Annotated in this window: 14 protein-coding genes, 1 tRNA gene and 1 pseudogene; 2 read left to right on the top strand and 14 right to left on the bottom strand. The window is 38.3% G+C overall.

Annotated features, from left to right (window positions below):
- Positions 1–189: 189 nt before the first annotated feature.
- From cls to EYS05_RS06955, 7 genes and pseudogenes are all read right to left on the bottom strand, one after another.
- Positions 190–1,749 (bottom strand): cardiolipin synthase, encoded by a 1,560-nt coding sequence (cls, locus tag EYS05_RS06985; protein ID WP_118097721.1) that lies wholly within the window; start codon positions 1,747–1,749, stop codon positions 190–192.
- A 35-nt stretch (positions 1,750–1,784) separates the two neighbouring features.
- Positions 1,785–2,111, bottom strand: a pseudogene (locus tag EYS05_RS06980) (GTP pyrophosphokinase); the annotation flags it as partial.
- A gap of 129 nt (positions 2,112–2,240) precedes the next feature.
- Entirely contained in the window at positions 2,241–2,555 is a 315-nt protein-coding gene (locus EYS05_RS06975; RefSeq protein ID WP_180214300.1) for a hypothetical protein, read from the bottom strand.
- 98 nt (positions 2,556–2,653) lie between these two features.
- Positions 2,654–3,907 (bottom strand): ATP-binding protein, encoded by a 1,254-nt coding sequence (locus tag EYS05_RS06970; RefSeq protein ID WP_138276881.1) that lies wholly within the window; start codon positions 3,905–3,907, stop codon positions 2,654–2,656.
- A gap of 312 nt (positions 3,908–4,219) precedes the next feature.
- Positions 4,220–4,735: a GNAT family N-acetyltransferase gene (locus EYS05_RS06965; protein ID WP_118516149.1), complete on the bottom strand. Its 516-nt coding sequence runs from the start codon at positions 4,733–4,735 to the stop codon at positions 4,220–4,222.
- A gap of 78 nt (positions 4,736–4,813) precedes the next feature.
- On the bottom strand, positions 4,814–5,092 hold the full coding sequence (locus EYS05_RS06960; protein WP_243119255.1) for a hypothetical protein: 279 nt from the start codon (positions 5,090–5,092) through the stop codon (positions 4,814–4,816).
- Positions 5,093–5,096: 4 nt separating this feature from the next.
- Positions 5,097–5,711 (bottom strand): ParA family protein, encoded by a 615-nt coding sequence (locus EYS05_RS06955; protein WP_243119254.1) that lies wholly within the window; start codon positions 5,709–5,711, stop codon positions 5,097–5,099.
- A 358-nt stretch (positions 5,712–6,069) separates the two neighbouring features.
- Between EYS05_RS06955 and EYS05_RS06945 the strand changes: the two genes are divergently transcribed.
- Positions 6,070–6,405, top strand: coding sequence for an LPS biosynthesis protein (locus EYS05_RS06945; RefSeq protein ID WP_118393538.1), 336 nt, complete (start codon positions 6,070–6,072; stop codon positions 6,403–6,405).
- A gap of 534 nt (positions 6,406–6,939) precedes the next feature.
- Here the strand turns inward: EYS05_RS06945 and EYS05_RS06930 are convergent.
- The 7 genes from EYS05_RS06930 to EYS05_RS17355 form a co-directional block, all read right to left on the bottom strand.
- Positions 6,940–7,013, bottom strand: a tRNA-Arg gene (locus tag EYS05_RS06930).
- 102 nt (positions 7,014–7,115) lie between these two features.
- Positions 7,116–7,991, bottom strand: coding sequence for a DUF3881 family protein (locus EYS05_RS06925; protein ID WP_059086529.1), 876 nt, complete (start codon positions 7,989–7,991; stop codon positions 7,116–7,118).
- 33 nt (positions 7,992–8,024) lie between these two features.
- A complete protein-coding gene (serS, locus tag EYS05_RS06920; protein WP_015526534.1) occupies positions 8,025–9,320 on the bottom strand; it encodes a serine--tRNA ligase in 1,296 nt (431 codons plus the stop codon).
- Positions 9,321–9,364: 44 nt separating this feature from the next.
- Positions 9,365–9,886, bottom strand: a complete 522-nt coding sequence (locus EYS05_RS06915) for a DUF4446 family protein (RefSeq protein WP_118516132.1) — start codon at positions 9,884–9,886, stop codon at positions 9,365–9,367.
- An 8-nt stretch (positions 9,887–9,894) separates the two neighbouring features.
- Positions 9,895–10,827 (bottom strand): ParB/RepB/Spo0J family partition protein, encoded by a 933-nt coding sequence (locus EYS05_RS06910; protein WP_138276880.1) that lies wholly within the window; start codon positions 10,825–10,827, stop codon positions 9,895–9,897.
- Positions 10,827–11,594 (bottom strand): ParA family protein, encoded by a 768-nt coding sequence (locus EYS05_RS06905; protein WP_138276879.1) that lies wholly within the window; start codon positions 11,592–11,594, stop codon positions 10,827–10,829. The genes EYS05_RS06910 and EYS05_RS06905 overlap by 1 nt, the downstream gene beginning before the upstream one ends.
- A gap of 2,750 nt (positions 11,595–14,344) precedes the next feature.
- A complete protein-coding gene (locus tag EYS05_RS17355) occupies positions 14,345–14,521 on the bottom strand; it encodes a hypothetical protein (RefSeq protein WP_158293314.1) in 177 nt (58 codons plus the stop codon).
- Positions 14,522–15,449: 928 nt separating this feature from the next.
- Between EYS05_RS17355 and EYS05_RS06900 the strand changes: the two genes are divergently transcribed.
- Positions 15,450–15,899, top strand: coding sequence for an SseB family protein (locus EYS05_RS06900; RefSeq protein ID WP_138276878.1), 450 nt, complete (start codon positions 15,450–15,452; stop codon positions 15,897–15,899).
- Positions 15,900–16,072 lie beyond the last annotated feature (173 nt).

Below are 16,072 nucleotides of genomic sequence, written 5' to 3'. Positions count from 1 at the left end.
ACCTGATTCCTTTTTATTTCATACTTATACAATACAAAGTCAATCTCAATTTAACCTCAACAAGGTTTGTTTTTTCATCAATGCAAAATCTTCTTTGTACAACAGACTGTTAGATATAGCAAAAACGGCCTTTCAAAAACAGTTAACTTCTAAATCAACTGTTTTTTGAAAGGCCGTTTCATCAGATTCTTATAGCAATCCAGCAAATAATCTCATAAATAATTGTCCCAGTCGCAAATATGCACTTCGTCCGGTTTGATATTGGTCTGTCACATCACGACATTCTCCCATCGTTCTTATCAGATCATTTTTTATTTCTACAACTGCCTGACAATCTGCCATAAAACAGCCGTTTTCAAAATGGTGATATAAACTTCGATAATCCAGATTAATTGTTCCACAAGTTGCCATACAGTCATCTGCCACACTCATTTTTGCATGACAGAAACCAGGAGTCCACTCATAAACCCGAACACCATGTTTAACCAATCCATGATAAAAAGAACGAGTTATATTATAAATGAATTTTTTATCAGGGATACCAGGTGTGATAATTCTTACGTCTACCCCTCGCTTAGCAGCCAGACATAACGCATGCGTCATTTCATCTGTTATGATTAGATATGGAGTCATAAACCAACAATATTTTTCAGCTTTATTTATCATACTGATATAAACTTCTTCTCCTACTTGCTCATTATCCATAGGGCTGTCTGCATAAGGTTGAACAAACCCAGTTTGCTGTGCCGCATAATCATAGTGGAAAAGGTATTTACTAAAATCAGAATCATTAGCATCCTTATCACTTACTGCATTCCACATTTCCAAAAATGTCACCGTAAGCGACTGAACAGCATCTCCTTCTAAACGAATACCTGTATCTTTCCACTGTCCATACGGGTGTGTGTAATTAAAATATTCGTTTGCTAGATTATATCCACCTGTAAATCCGACTTTTCCATCAATAACTGTTATTTTTCTATGATCACGATTGTTCAAAAACAGATTTAAACCTGGCATAAACGGATTGAATACACGGCAATGAATTCCTATTGCCTCCATCTTTTTCACAAAATCTGTGTTAATAAAGCCTATAGAACCCATATCATCGTAGAATACTCTAACTTTCACACCTGCTTTTACTCGCTCTTCCAGAACATCTTGAATCTTATGCCATGCTTCAGCGTCTTCTATCGCATGATATTCCATAAAGATAAACTTCTGTGCTTTCTCCAAATCCTTAAGCTGTGCCTCTAATCCTTTCACTGCTTCATCAAAATACACAATATCCGTATTCTGATAGATTGGATACTGCGAATTTCTTTGTATGTAACTTGCTATATTTCCTGCTTTCGGAATTGTTTCTTTTATTCTGCTCAAACACTCCTGACTGTCCGGAAGCATTGGTAACAATTTGCTATCAATTTCTGCATATCGCTCACGCATTTTATGTGTGCCACCATTCAAACCAATCAACAAATACAGGCCTACACCCATAATTGGGAAAATTAGAATTAAAATGACCCAAGGCATTTTCATAGAGGATGTCTTATTTGATGCGTACAATCCCAAAACCAAGATCCCACTCAAAATCCTTGTAAATAAATTTATGATTTCTGCATATTCATTCAAGCGTGTTACGATAGTAATAATAAAAATCACTTCCAGCAGAATGCAGATTATGGAAAAACACAGCCGTTTTACCCCATTTTTTGTTTTTGCTTTGCCCTCTAAAGTATCTTGTTTCATATATATTCCACCTTCCTACTTGCTCAGTTTTCTCCCTAAATTTCGTGTAACATACCAATTTTGTCTTTTATTCTCTGCATTTCATTATCTGCTTCAATGATAGCTCTTGCAGAATGAAGTAATTCTTCACTTATCTCATCATAGCCAGGCATTTCTTCAATTCCTTTTTTATAGCGAAGTTGATGTTCCAATGTTGCCCAGAAATCCATACCATTGGTTCGAATCTGTAATTCTACACGCATAGGTGTTTTACCCTTAGCAAAAAATACTGGTATTTCAACAATCATATGATAGCTTCGATAACCATTCGATTTTGGATTTTTTATATAATCTTTTATTTCAATAACTTTAATATCATCCTGTTATCCTCCTAAATAGATTGAAATATGTCAATGAGTTTTTTTCTTGAACAATAGTAGAGCACAATTCTTTTATTTTGTTCCAACTTCATACATGATCATAACATGTAAACTTTAAACTATTTTCCCAGATTATTTCTCCATCAGTTTTTCAAACCAGGTATCCATAGCTAGGATGAATTGACTTACGTCTGGCAATTCTTGCAGCATTTCGTTTAGGGTTTTGTGCTTCACATATTTCTGCACATACACCCAACAGGCAACGCTACTGGCTTCTGATACAATGTCAGCTATGGTTTTGCGCATAAGCTCTTCAAATTCAGCAATTTCTTCTTTCGGAACAACATCATACAGTGTTGGTGCCTGATGACTTATTTTTACTCCATTTTCATTTGCATCTTTAAGCAGATTCTTAACTTTTTCTCTTGAATCCTCCGGTACTTTCATGTACTCCCACATAAATGCTACCACATCGGCTGGCCTTATTTATATCATTTCACTCTTTTTTGAAATAGAACAACACCACAGCAACAACTCAAATCGACTTAAAATTCCAGACTATTCGCATTCAGCAAGAAATACTTCATTCCCATGATGACAAAACCTTCATCATTTCTCCAAGGCTTTTTGCTGCCATTTACAATGACGATCTTCTTGAAAGAGTCCGGGATATTACGCAGAGAATTGAACTCCTGCGTCTGTTTTTCTTCCGAAGTCGTGTCATATGCAACCTGGATATAGTATCTCTGGTTTCCTTGATTCACCACAAAGTCAACCTCCAACTGCTTGCGAACACGTTTGCCCTCTTTATCCTTATCGAAGATATCCACGACACCCACATCAACATTGTAGCCACGGATCAACAGCTCGTTATAAACAATGTTCTCCATGATATGAGTAGGCTCCTGCTGTCTGAAATTCAGACGTGCATTTCTCAGTCCCAGATCAGTAAAGTAGTATTTCAGATTTGCACCGATATACTTTCTGCCCTTAATATCGTATCGGCTTGCCTTGGAAATCAAAAAGGCATCTGTCAAATGGTCGATATGCTTGGAGATGGTTTTATTAGCATAAGTCATCTGGCGCTCACTGGCAAAGGTATTGGCAATCTTTGAAGGGTTGGTCGGTGCGCCGATTGCAGATGCAAGCACATCAACCAGAATCCCAATCTCATCCACGTTCTGAATCTTATTTCTTTCAATAACATCCTTCAGATAGACATTTGCAAAGATGTTCTTCAGATAGTCCGCTTTCTGTCGTTCGCTCTGGAAACTTACGATCTGCGGCAATCCTCCGTAGATCATGTAGTCATCCCAGGCATCATCATAATCGCCGTCATAGACAGAATAAAACTCTGCAAAGGAGAGAGGATAGATTCTAATCTCATCACCTCTGCCACGGAATTCGGTCACAATGTCGCTGGACAGGAACTTGGAATTACTTCCGGTGACATACACATCAATATTGCTCATGCGGAGCAGGCTGTTCAGCACTTCCTCAAATTGTGACATAAACTGCACTTCATCAAGAAGCAGATAGTATTTGCCATCGTCTTTCATGGCATCTTTGATGTACTTGAAACACACCTTAGGATCTCTTAGTTCCTCATTTTCAATACCGTCCAATGCAATCTCAATAATATGATCAACATCAACGCCGTTCTCCAGTAAGTATCTCTTAAAGATGGTAAACAGCAAAAAGGATTTGCCACATCTACGAATGCCGGTAATCACCTTTATCATTCCATTATCTTTTCGCTCGATCAGCTGCTGTAGGTAAGCGTCTCTTTTAATCTCCATCGTTACACTCCCCATTTCCGTGCATCTGCACACTTTTTAGTAATGAGATTCTATCACAGAATGACCTGAATTTTAATATGTATTCCCATTTTATGTGCATCTACACACTTTTATGTAATGTTGATAAATATATTTTCAGATTTTTTTGATTGCAGTGTCTATAATCGACTACTCCAATCGTTATTATAGGTAAACAACAAAAAGAAGATGGTTCCGATGTTTCATTAAATATGTTCGTTAGTCTTTTACGCAAAGGATTCTATCTCCTGTGCGCCCTAATGCTTTTCGGATTCAGTTCAACAAACTGGAAGTTCATAAACGCATTTGCTTCTTAAACGCAAACATTCCCTCATTGCCATCACCAACAAAATCGTCCGGTGTATCCGGCATAGGATGTTTTTCATTAAAAAATTCTGTAATATGAAAGCCGCAGACATTCACATAAAAATGAATGTTGCGCTTATCAAAGTACGGCGTACAGGTTTCCCATACTTTCGTGTTCGGATATATTCGTTCCAATTCAAACCATATCTTCTTACCAATACCATTGCTCTGAACTCCGTTCTTTACAAAAAGCAGGTCAAGATGGTTATGCTGTGTACTCTCATTGATAATAACAACTGCACCGCCCACCATTTCTCCATCGACAACAGCTTTATAGACAGCAGAACCCTCCGCATTCACCGACTGGTCAATGTCCTTTTCAGGCAGAATAACAGCATCTGTTTTCCCGAAAACATCTTCAAAACCTTTCTGAAATGCTTCCTGCATATCCGACTTGTATTGCGTTAATTCTTTTGGTTCTATACAAACTAATTGGAAGGTCATTTTATATCTATCTCCTCAAAACTCCTCAAAAAGTTCCGATTTGCACATCAAATCGTTTTCTTCATTCTATCACAGCTTCTATTGATCCGCCATCAGTCTTTCAAACCAAGTATCCATAGCAAGAATAAACTGGCCTGCTCCTGACCATTCTTGCAGCATCTCATCCAAGGTCTTATGCTTCACATATTTCTGCACATATACCCAACAGGCAACACCACTGGCTTCTGATACAATGTCAGCTATGGTTTTACGCATGACCTCTTCAAATTCAGCGATTTCTTCTTTTGAAACAACATCATACAGTTTTGGCTCTTTATAATCTAATTTCATGCCATTTTCATGTACTTCTTTGATCATATCCTTAACTTTTTCTCTTGAGTTCTCCGGTATTTTCATGTACTCCCAAATGAATGCTACCACAGCGGATGGTGTATCTTTTTTTTAGTGGTGGTAACTGAATAAAATCATTGTTTTCGCTCATTTTCATATCCTCCTTAAATTCAAGAATGCCCTCAATCGCCAGTTTTCGGTTCAGTCTTTTCTTTACTGTAAGAATGGTCTTGATCAGCTGTTGAAGTCCTTTAACAGGCAGATATGCGGCCTGTACTGGTATCAAAACAGAATCAGAAGAAACCAGTGCATTGATTGTCATCATACCAAGGCTCGGCATACAGTCGATCAGGATATAATCGTATCGGGATCCTATCGCATCGATATATTCTTTCATGATCATTTCTCTGCTCATAACATTTCCCATCGTCACTTCCAGTACGGAAAGCTCAATATTTGCCGGAAGCAGATCTACATTTTCCTGATGATGTAAGATACCATCTTCCAGATTGATTTCTTCTTCGTTGATGACATCCATCATGATCGTTGCCAGTGTGATTCGAAGATCATCCGGTTCCTCATATCCTATCCAGTATATTTTATGATTAGTGAAGGGCAACGTAATGATATTTATATCTACTCTCATGGTGGAGAACCAACGATTTCTTCCAGAAAAGGAGCAAAGTTTGACCGTCATTGTGATTGGTGGCTTTATAAAGAGAGAGATTTAGTAGAAAACTACTTTCTCAAATTAAAAGTGTTTCGCCGAATAGCTTGACCACAACATAGCGACACGTTATGATAAACTTACTTCCAATTTTCTGGGTTTTGTATGCATCGTCTCAATATTAATTTGGTTAAAATGAACAACTCAAAATGTTTTTCAAACACGCTCTAGGACAATTATATCATGGGCTTTACTAAGCCTATTGAACAATATTTATTTGGTAACTAAGATACATGTATTTATGTATCTAAAAGATATTATACGAGGAGAGAATAAAATGAAAATCGAGGGAAACGAAAAAGAAATAGCTGCAATGAAAGAATTTCACAAAGGAAACCGGTCAGAGGGATTAAAACTCCAGGAAGAATTTGCATCGGAATTCAGGAAGGAATATGTTGATAAAGACCATTGTCCATGTCTGAAAGCTTGCAGATATCATGGAAATTGTAAAGAGTGCGTGGCAATACATCGGGCACATCAGGAACACGTTCCAAACTGCATGAGACCACTTATAAATAAGAAATTAAAAATTCTGTCGGAATTGACAGAACATACACTGGCAAAAGAGATTGAACCACCAAAAGAAGTATTGAGAAAAGATATAAAAGAATAGAACTATCATCTTTTACTTGAAAGGGATGTTCCTTAAAAGGGCGGAGACGTTCAATCTCAATTTCTATGATTCTTTCTTCGTTTTCTCCTGATTGTCTGTTTGCCTCAACCATCTCGACTCCTTTCCTCCAGGACTCAGGAAATAGAAAATGCCTGCCTGGAACTTTTGTTGTAGGTAAAGTTCCAAACAGACATTGCTGTTTGACCATTAGCTGTAGCTAATAGAATTGAATACTGTTTCAGCTAATTTATGTTTGCAGGTTTCGGAGAGATTGTTTCTTTTCCCGCCTTTTCTCTAATTTACATCCCCAAATAAGGGGTGACAACAGAGCGGAACCCAAATGTTAGCTGGACTTCCTAAAAACCATGTTTGCAAACCGGTGATTTTGATTAGCTGTCAGCTAACAAAAATCGGATTGGGTTAGCTGGAAATGGATCATTTTGAATGGAATTTCATGTCACGAACGTGATTAGAAAATAAGAAAAGCGTTCGTTGTCAGCTAATCCAGCTAACATTTTCGAACGCTTTAAAGCCCGTCCATAAGAGGATTTGAACCTCCGACCCCTCGCTTAGGAGGCGAGTGCTCTATCCAGCTGAGCTATATGGACATATATGGTTGTGAAACATTTTGAACACTTCCAAAAGTTTCACAACCATTATTTTACTATATTTATTTTGAAATTACAAGAATTAATTCAAAATTCGAAAACTTAATAGTGCAGCTGACCCTGCAACCAGATTGTTCCTTTGAAGCGGCGTCCAACTGCCGGTTCACCGAGAAGATCCTTGCTGTTGATGCAGATATCAAACTGTATATCATTGCTCTCAATAGTCATCTGGCAGATTTCTTCACCTGTCAGGATATTCTTAAATTTCATGATGTCCAGAATCTCACCAAGAACATTATACTGATCACATTCGATTCCATAAGGCATGAAATAAGAGTCCACGATCGTGAGAACATCATCTGTAACAATTCTCTGAGAAATCATGGAGTAAGTATCCATATCCTCCATTGTAAGACTCTCCATAGCTTCCTCATCACCATTACGCGCTGCTGCGATCAGATTAGTCCTGTTTTTGGAAAGCTCTCTCTCCACCTTTACGGCTTCCTTATCCTTCTGTAGCGGAAACAGGATCTTTCCCTCAGAAGCCAGACCGGAAACCGTCACAGGACGGTCCCCCGGATCTTTCAGGCCTTTGTATTTCTCCTGCATATATTCTGCCAGATTCTGCAGATAAAAGATCATAGTCACTCCTATACGCAGATCATCACATGCTCCTGCATAGGATTCCTTATCTGTATGACGTTCAACAGTCACTTTTTCCCTGGATGTGATTCCTGTTCCCCTGAAAAATGGGAAATAATATTCCACGTGAAACTCACCGTTCTCATCGTACTGACCACAAACGCTGATTCCACAGTCACAGCCATAATTCTTGGAAAACTGTACAAATACGCCTTCCGGATGATTTTCCACGCAAACCTTTTCATCGTAGCTTGCGATCACATCACGGATGATCTCTTTTATTTCACTTCTTCTGGTAATCTGTGAAAAACCAACGGTCTTTAAATAACTGTGCACAAGAACACCTCCCTGAAAAAGCCTGCGTTTCTCTTACGCGCGTGTCTTTTTCTCAATCTTTGTCATACCGCCCATATATGGCTGCAGAGCTTTTGGAATATTTACAGATCCATCTGCATTCAGGTTATTCTCCAGGAAAGCAATGAGCATTCTCGGAGGTGCTACTACTGTGTTGTTTAATGTATGAGCAAGATATTTCTTACCATCTTTGCCGTTTACACGGATTTTCAGACGACGTGCCTGTGCATCTCCAAGGTTGGAGCAGCTTCCTACCTCAAAGTACTTCTTCTGACGTGGAGACCATGCCTCAACATCGAGGGATTTTACCTTAAGATCAGCAAGGTCACCGGAGCAGCACTCAAGCGTACGAACCGGAATATCAAGAGAACGGAACAGATCTACTGTATTCTGCCACAGCTTGTCGAACCACATCTTACTCTCCTCTGGCTTGCAGACAACGATCATCTCCTGTTTCTCGAACTGATGGATACGGTAAACACCTCTCTCCTCAAGTCCATGAGCACCTTTCTCTTTACGGAAGCACGGAGAATAGCTTGTAAGTGTTTTCGGAAGCTCTTCCTCCGGGATGATCTGATCAATGAATTTACCGATCATGGAATGCTCACTTGTTCCGATCAGGTAAAGATCCTCACCTTCGATCTTGTACATCATAGCATCCATCTCAGCAAAGCTCATAACACCTGTAACAACATTGCTTCTGATCATGAAAGGTGGTACGCAGTAAGTAAATCCTCGGTTGATCATGAAATCTCTTGCATAAGAAATTACTGCGGAATGAAGGCGTGCGATATCTCCCATCAGATAATAAAATCCATTACCGGCAACACGTCTTGCGCTGTCAAGGTCGATTCCGTCAAAATTCTCCATGATATCTGTATGATACGGAACTTCAAAATCCGGAACAACCGGCTCACCAAATTTTTCAATCTCTACGTTCTGGCTATCGTCTTTACCAATCGGAACAGAAGGATCGATGATGTTCGGAATCACCATCATATCTTTCAGAAGCTCTTCCTCAACCTCTTTCTCTCTCTGAGAAAGTTCCTCAATACGAGTTCCGGATGCAGCAACCTGTTTTTTAACCTCTTCTGCCTCTTCTCTTTTTCCCTGGCCCATAAGAGCACCGATCTGTTTGGAGATCTTGTTTCTCTCAGCACGGAGAGCCTCAACCTCCTGCTTAATCTCTCTGTTTTCTTTATCAAGTTCGAGAACCTTGTCAACCAGCTCCAGTTTGCTGTCCTGGAACTTATTGCGGATATTCTGCTTTACAACCTCCGGATTCTCTCTCACAAACTTAATGTCTAACATGATATTCCTCCTGTATTAAAAATATTCTTAATCTTTGCAGTTTTCTATTCCTTCTCAATCTCACCAAGACCAAAGTTTACTGCTTTTCTCAAAGCTTCCACTTCTTCCTGACTAAGTACAACATAGGATTCACCTTTTACGATTTCCTTCAAATAAAGGAAACAGTTATCGCGGCTGTGAACCGCATTCAAAATCAGACCTGTATTGTTTTTATCAAGAAGCGCCAGTGCAAAGCTGAGTTTTCCACCTACATCATCAAATGCATCATACTTCTCAACGCCATATTTGCTGAACATTACATTCATATTTTTTTTGATAAAGCTGATGTCATGATCATGATCTTCCTTTGCTTCATACAGCCGGTCGATCTGTGCAAATTTTCTTACAAAAACTTTTTCCAGTGACTGTGCATCTCCGCCTCTCATAAACATCTTGTACTTCCGTTCCAAACGTCTGAGACGCATATTGCTGCTCACCACATTGATCAGAAGAATAATGGTAAGGATCAGCAAAATAATGATCACAATCCCGGAATCAATTCCCATGCTTTCAAAAATCCCGCTCATTCTGCCTCCTATCTGATAGATTCGAACAGATCAATGATCCTCTCCAGCTCATCTCTGGAATAATATTCAATTTCAATTTTACCTTTGTTGTTTTTCTTTCGCTGAATGGATACCTTTGTTCCCATGATACCTTTCATTTTTTCTTCCAGGCTTTCATAAATGGCATCCTCTGCTGTGTTTCTCTCTGTTTTTACTTTTTTCGCAGGAGAAACCAGATTCTTTACAAGTTTTTCCGTCTCACGAACACTGAGTTTTTCATCAAAAACCTTCATGGCTGTTGTTTCCTGAAGAGCTTCATCAGAAATTCCCAGAAGTGCTCTCGCATGACCAGCTGAGATCATATCTGCAATTACCATTTCCTGAACTTTTGAAGAAAGCTTCAGAAGACGCATGGAATTAGTTACTGCAGTTCTGCTTTTGGCAACTCTGTCTGCGATTTCATCCTGTTTCAGGTGAAACTCTTCCATCAGACGTTTGTATGCCATCGCTTCCTCTATAGGATTCAGGTCTTCCCGCTGAATGTTCTCGATCAGGGAAATTTCTACTATTTCCTGGTCTGTAAACTCTTTTACAACAACAGGCACTTCCTTGAGCCCTGCCATCTTGGCAGCTCTCCAGCGGCGTTCGCCTGCAATGATCTCAAAATAATCCTTCTTATCGGATACCAACAACGGCTGAAGAACACCATACTGTTTAATGGATTCCGAGAGTTCCAGCAGCGCATCCTCATCAAAATGTCTTCTGGGCTGATTCAGATTTGGTTCTACGATGGAAATTTTCACAAGTCGTTCTGCGGCCAGATTATCTTTTTCAGTTGGTTTATCTTTTTTTACAACTGCAGATCTTGTCTTTTTTGCAGGTTCCTTTGATGGACCGCCTGCTTTGTTCGGGATCAGTGCGTCAAGACCTTTTCCAAGGCCTCCTGTTCTTCTTCCAGCCATCACTCGCCCTCCCTGCCTATAACTTCATCTGCCAGGAGGCGATAACTCTCCGCTCCTGTAGATCGTGAATCGTACAGATTGATCGGTTTTCCATAGCTGGGTGCCTCTGCAAGTCGTACATTTCTCGGTATGATCGTTTTGTATATATTCTGGTCCAGATTTTCTTTTACATTTTCTACAACCTGAAGTGACAGATTTGTTCTGGCATCATACATGGTAAAGACCACGCCTTCGATCTTCAATCTCTTATTCAATCGGTCCCTTACCAGTTCGATGGTATGTATCAACTGTGACAAACCTTCCAATGCATAATACTCACACTGAATCGGCACCAGAACGGAGGTTGCGGCTGTCAAAGCATTAATTGTAAGCATACTCAGTGACGGCGGACAATCCATGATTATGTAATCATATTTCCGGCGAAGTTTATCCGTGATCTTTTTCAGGATAAATTCTTTATCCTCAAGACCAACCAGTTCAATTTCTGCACCGGAAAGATTCATATTCGACGGTATCAGGTCAACATTATCTACAACGTTCTTTATAATAGTATCCTTGATCTCTGCTTCTCCAAGCAGCAGCTCATAAAGGGTGTTTTCTACTGCATTCTTGTCTGTGCCAAGTCCACTGGTTGTATTTCCCTGCGGATCAATGTCGATGGCAAGAACCTTTTTCCCTTTTTCAGCAAGGCAGGCCGATAGATTGATGGCTGTCGTTGATTTTCCAACCCCGCCTTTCTGATTGGCAACTGCAATGATTCGTCCCATTGTACCCCTCCTTTTTATTTTTTTAAGGGATTTTTACTCATTGGATATCATTATAACACTTTTATTTTTAAACTGCCACATAATGTTTCACGTGAAACAATAGAAAATAGGTTTTGAATTATTTTATTTATTGTATAGTATACCCAAACTCATTCTGACCTAAACAGGAGTTTGACAGTAACCGTACATCAATTGCAAAATCCATCAACTCTGCATAAATTTCCGGTTTTATTTTTTCAATCAAACTATATATTTTATGCTATAAAAACGTGCTAAGAAATGAAGTTCCCTCTTATATAAATATTTTGATGAAATTGTTCTGATTTATCGTAATCTCAAAAATAATTCTATTTTCTTGGTATAGATCTATTATCTTTTATGGAACCTTCCTACTGCTACATAGGCATCGAAATCCCTTGCTTTTACAGATTTTACAGCATTTTCAATTTTTATCTGCAAAAAAAACATTACTATAGCGATCCTCATAAATAATACATTTAAGACAGTTCAGCAGAGTGCAAAAAACAAGGAAGATATCTGCAGGCGTGCTAACGCACGGCAAAGATATCTGACGCAGGATTTCACACTCTGATGGGCTGGATTGAGATGTATTATTTTAGAGGATTGCTATAGTACAGCGAAAATTAAGCTTCTGCTATATTGACGCAGGATGATTTCTTCATCTGCAAGACGGAAGAATGAGGCGTAGCGGTAGCTACGACGATTAACGACAACGCAGCAGATGAAAAATCAGAGTCAATATGGCGGTTACTTAATATTCGCTGTACCAGGCACAGCAAAGATATTTGACGCAGGATTTCACACTGTGATGAACTGGATTGTTTGCATTAATTTATGGAATTGCTATAGAATGTCAAGCGAATAAAAACATTCTCAGATACCTTCGCAATTCTACAATGAATAACTGCTTCGCGATTTATCAGGAATACTACAAACTTCCCTACCCTGATAAAAAGCAATTCCTCGATCACTGCTTATCGATTCCTTCAATGGAATCAGAAAATCAGATAATTTCCTGATTCGAGTCAAACAAACATTCGCAATCCGCAGTTGCTTCGCAGCTCTACACTGAATAACTTCTCTGTAATTTACCAGAACTTACTTGTTCTCTTCCTTAAGCAAGTACCCAACCGCTACTTATTGCGTTTTGCAATTAAGGCAGAGGATCTCCTGATTCAATAAAAAACTATATCATCGCTACCGTAAAACACCTATAGCAAGTCACACCCACTGCTTATTGCGTTTTGTAATTGAGGCAGGGGACCTCCTGATTCAGTTAAAAAACTATATCAACGCTACCGTAAAACGCCTATAGCAAGTCATACCCACTGCTTATTGCTTTTTGCAATTGAGGCAAGAGATCTCCTGATTCAGTTAAAAAACTATATCAACGCTACCATAAAACGCCTATAGCAAGTCACGCCCACTGCTTATTGCTTTTTGCAATTGAAGCAGGGCATCTCCTGATTCGGTTAAAAACTATATCAACGCTACCATAAAACGCCTATAGCAAGTCATACCCACTGCTTATTGCTTTTTGCAATTGAAGCAGGGAGCTTACTTGATCCGGTTAAAAACTATATTAAAGTTACCATAAAGACATAGATACCAGACTTACAGCTGTTTTTATTTCTGCAATTGTAAAAGATGGGATTATATCTCTCTATTTTTAAGATACCTCTTAATGTTTCACGTGAAACATAAAAAAACAGATTATCAAATAGATATTCTTAATTGAAGCAGAGGCCTTACTTGATCTGGTTAAAAATAAAAATGCCATCAACAAAATCACTCAAATATGTGATTTGACTTGTAACTTCAAAAATACTGAACAATTACGAATACGTTATAAAACCAACGAGAAATATCAAAAAAAACTCTGATATATGATCTCTGGTATTATCTGTATCACAAAAGTATGTAAAAAGTACAAGAAAATCCATCCACAAAATAATGTGTCAATTATCTTTATATTCCCCCAAAGCATCTATATATAGTAAATGGAAACATATATTTTTAGAGTGTTTTTCATAGTGTGAAATGCATGTATCTTTCAACCAGAAATATAATATTATGAAACTTAAATTTTCGATTTTTGTTTATTTTATTATATTTACAAAAGATTTACGTATTTCTTTCATTTTTCTTCCAATCCTGTTATATATTCGTTATGTACATGTTAAATGAAGGTTTTTTCAAGCATAGTTTCATTTTGTAATATCCAATATCAAATGTATCTGAACAAGATTCTGGTACGAAACTGGCATAAAATAATTTCACCTAATAAGCTTTTTCTGCTAAGTCACGCCGAAAAAGTGCTGCCTTGTCTTCCCTTTATCTCAGTCATGCGGATAAAAACATCTGCATTCGGTGCATAGTTTTACACCGAAGAGTTTTTTACAGTTTGTCAGAAATAGTACAGGTAATTTCCCACCCAAAGCTTATTGTTTTTCATAATCGAAGCAGACGACTTCCTTTATTCGATCAATCATCATTTTACATGTTTAAAGCAGAGGCAGATCTATATTTTGTTTTTATCATACTATGATATTTTTCTTTTTAGCGTATGTGTGCAGGTGCACATTTCTATATTTCGCAGGTTTTTTATGTATTTTTGTATAAAGTACATTTTATTGTGCTCTTTTAATTAAAGTACTATAATTTGTACTTTATCGTTTTTTTATTTTGCAAATATCCTATTACTTCTATTTATTCTCCAGTATTTTCTTTCATAAAGTACCTTTTATTGTACTTATCATTTGTATTTTAATCATTTTTGTAGTCATTTTATTATCATGGTGTGTTCTTCGCAGAAACAGTCTCTTCCTTCTCTTTATTTTATCCTTACTCTTATATCCCCCTACAAAGTCCATCTTATTTTCTGCCTTACTCTCCGTTTTTTTCATATAAATATATCTTTTTACTATATTCGCTTAACTTGTTAATTTCTCGTACAGTGGTACAGTGCATAAAAGCATCTGACCGGAACTCACAGAAAATACTGATAATCGTATCTGGCAGCTTACCTTCAAGCACACAAACATATCTACCCAACTTTGGATCAATCAGATAAAAGCATTCGCTACACAGTTCTACACCAAATAACTACTTTGCAATTTATCAGTAGGGGGCAATACTTCTCCTGATACAAGCAAGTCCTCACCCGCTGCTTATTGCTTTTCACAATTGAATCAGGAGACCGTTACTATTTACTCCGTTCTCAGCAACACGCTTCGCGCTGCGCAGAATTTATTCTGATCGCCTAAATTCGCGCAGTATGTCTCGGGTTTTCTGTGACCTTCACTCACAAAAAACACCTCGCGAAATGTTGCCAGTGAATAGTACAGCGAAAATTAAGTTTCTGCTATATTGACGCAGGATGATTTCTTCATCTACAAGGCAGAGGAATGAGGCATAGCGGTGACTACGGTGACCGACGACAACGCAGCAGATGGAAAATCAGACAATTCAATATGGCGGTTGGCGATTACTTAATATTCGCTGTACTATAGCAATCCTCGTAAATAATGCATTTAAGACAGTTCAGCAGAATGCGAAAGGCAAGGAAGATATCTGCAGGCGTACTGACGCACGGCAAAGATATCTGACGCAGGATTTCATCCTCTGATGGGCTGGATTAAGATGCATTATTTTAGAAGATTGCTATAGTAACAGAAGACTTACTTGATTCATTTAAAAACGCTTCTTCTCTTGCTTCATTTTCCCTTGAAATGCTATAATCCATAAAGAAAGTATTCGCAAACTCCCCGCAGTTTGCGGCTAGTGTACTGACCACTTGTAATTTATCATCTGATCGAAAGGAATATTTTATACATGAACACCACAAATAATCGCAACGATTTCTATAAAGAACAATTAGACAAGACTTTAAATGGCAATGAAAAGATTGAAACTGCCATCGCAGCACTCCAAAAAGAAACAAGCGAAGAAATGCTTGCTTATGCTCTCACAGTAATCCGCCGCAGAATGAAGGAGCAGGCGCAGCTGATCATTGCCATAGAACCTCCAAAAGGTGATGGTAAAATTTCTCTCCACGCGATCAAAACCAATGATGGAAAGCAATGGTGGGCTGCATTCACCAGCTTCGACGAAGAATTAAAAGGCAGTGACAAGATCATGTCCACATTTACTGCAGATATTGATAAGATTTTTGCTTCTGCATTGCAGGAACCGTCTATTGAGGGAGTCATTCTCAATCCATGGAACCGTACACTAATGCTGAACAAAACTCTTATCAACATTATCCTCGGCAATCCTGTATGACTCCAGGTCTGGCGGATAACAAGTCCAATGTTTCACGTGAAACACTTGGTATTTTACTGAAGTATAAAATCATTTAAGTAAACATTTGTTCCATATATTTTTTATAAAATTTGCGTGTCTAACTCATCACTGAAGTAACTGTAGCAATCCTCGTAAATAATGCATTTAAGACA

Origin of the sequence: Blautia sp. SC05B48 (assembly GCF_005848555.1) — a bacterium.
GTDB lineage: Bacteria > Bacillota > Clostridia > Lachnospirales > Lachnospiraceae > Blautia_A.
The sequence above is the reverse complement of the archived record's forward strand: the minus strand, read 5'-3'. Positions and strand labels throughout refer to the sequence as shown.

Excerpts from the sequence above, each read along its gene's own strand:
- cls (WP_118097721.1), bottom strand. The coding sequence starts at position 1,749 with ATGAAACAAGATACTTTAGAGGGCAAAGCAAAAACAAAAAATGGGGTA.
- EYS05_RS06975 (WP_180214300.1), bottom strand. The coding sequence starts at position 2,555 with ATGAAAGTACCGGAGGATTCAAGAGAAAAAGTTAAGAATCTGCTTAAA.
- EYS05_RS06970 (WP_138276881.1), bottom strand. The coding sequence starts at position 3,907 with ATGGAGATTAAAAGAGACGCTTACCTACAGCAGCTGATCGAGCGAAAA.
- EYS05_RS06965 (WP_118516149.1), bottom strand. The coding sequence starts at position 4,735 with ATGACCTTCCAATTAGTTTGTATAGAACCAAAAGAATTAACGCAATAC.
- EYS05_RS06960 (WP_243119255.1), bottom strand. The coding sequence starts at position 5,092 with ATGATCAAAGAAGTACATGAAAATGGCATGAAATTAGATTATAAAGAG.
- EYS05_RS06955 (WP_243119254.1), bottom strand. The coding sequence starts at position 5,711 with ATGAGAGTAGATATAAATATCATTACGTTGCCCTTCACTAATCATAAA.
- EYS05_RS06945 (WP_118393538.1), top strand. The coding sequence starts at position 6,070 with ATGAAAATCGAGGGAAACGAAAAAGAAATAGCTGCAATGAAAGAATTT.
- serS (WP_015526534.1), bottom strand. The coding sequence starts at position 9,320 with ATGTTAGACATTAAGTTTGTGAGAGAGAATCCGGAGGTTGTAAAGCAG.
- EYS05_RS06915 (WP_118516132.1), bottom strand. The coding sequence starts at position 9,886 with ATGAGCGGGATTTTTGAAAGCATGGGAATTGATTCCGGGATTGTGATC.
- EYS05_RS06910 (WP_138276880.1), bottom strand. The coding sequence starts at position 10,827 with ATGGCTGGAAGAAGAACAGGAGGCCTTGGAAAAGGTCTTGACGCACTG.
- EYS05_RS06905 (WP_138276879.1), bottom strand. The coding sequence starts at position 11,594 with ATGGGACGAATCATTGCAGTTGCCAATCAGAAAGGCGGGGTTGGAAAA.
- EYS05_RS17355 (WP_158293314.1), bottom strand. The coding sequence starts at position 14,521 with ATGAAAAAAACGGAGAGTAAGGCAGAAAATAAGATGGACTTTGTAGGG.
- EYS05_RS06900 (WP_138276878.1), top strand. The coding sequence starts at position 15,450 with ATGAACACCACAAATAATCGCAACGATTTCTATAAAGAACAATTAGAC.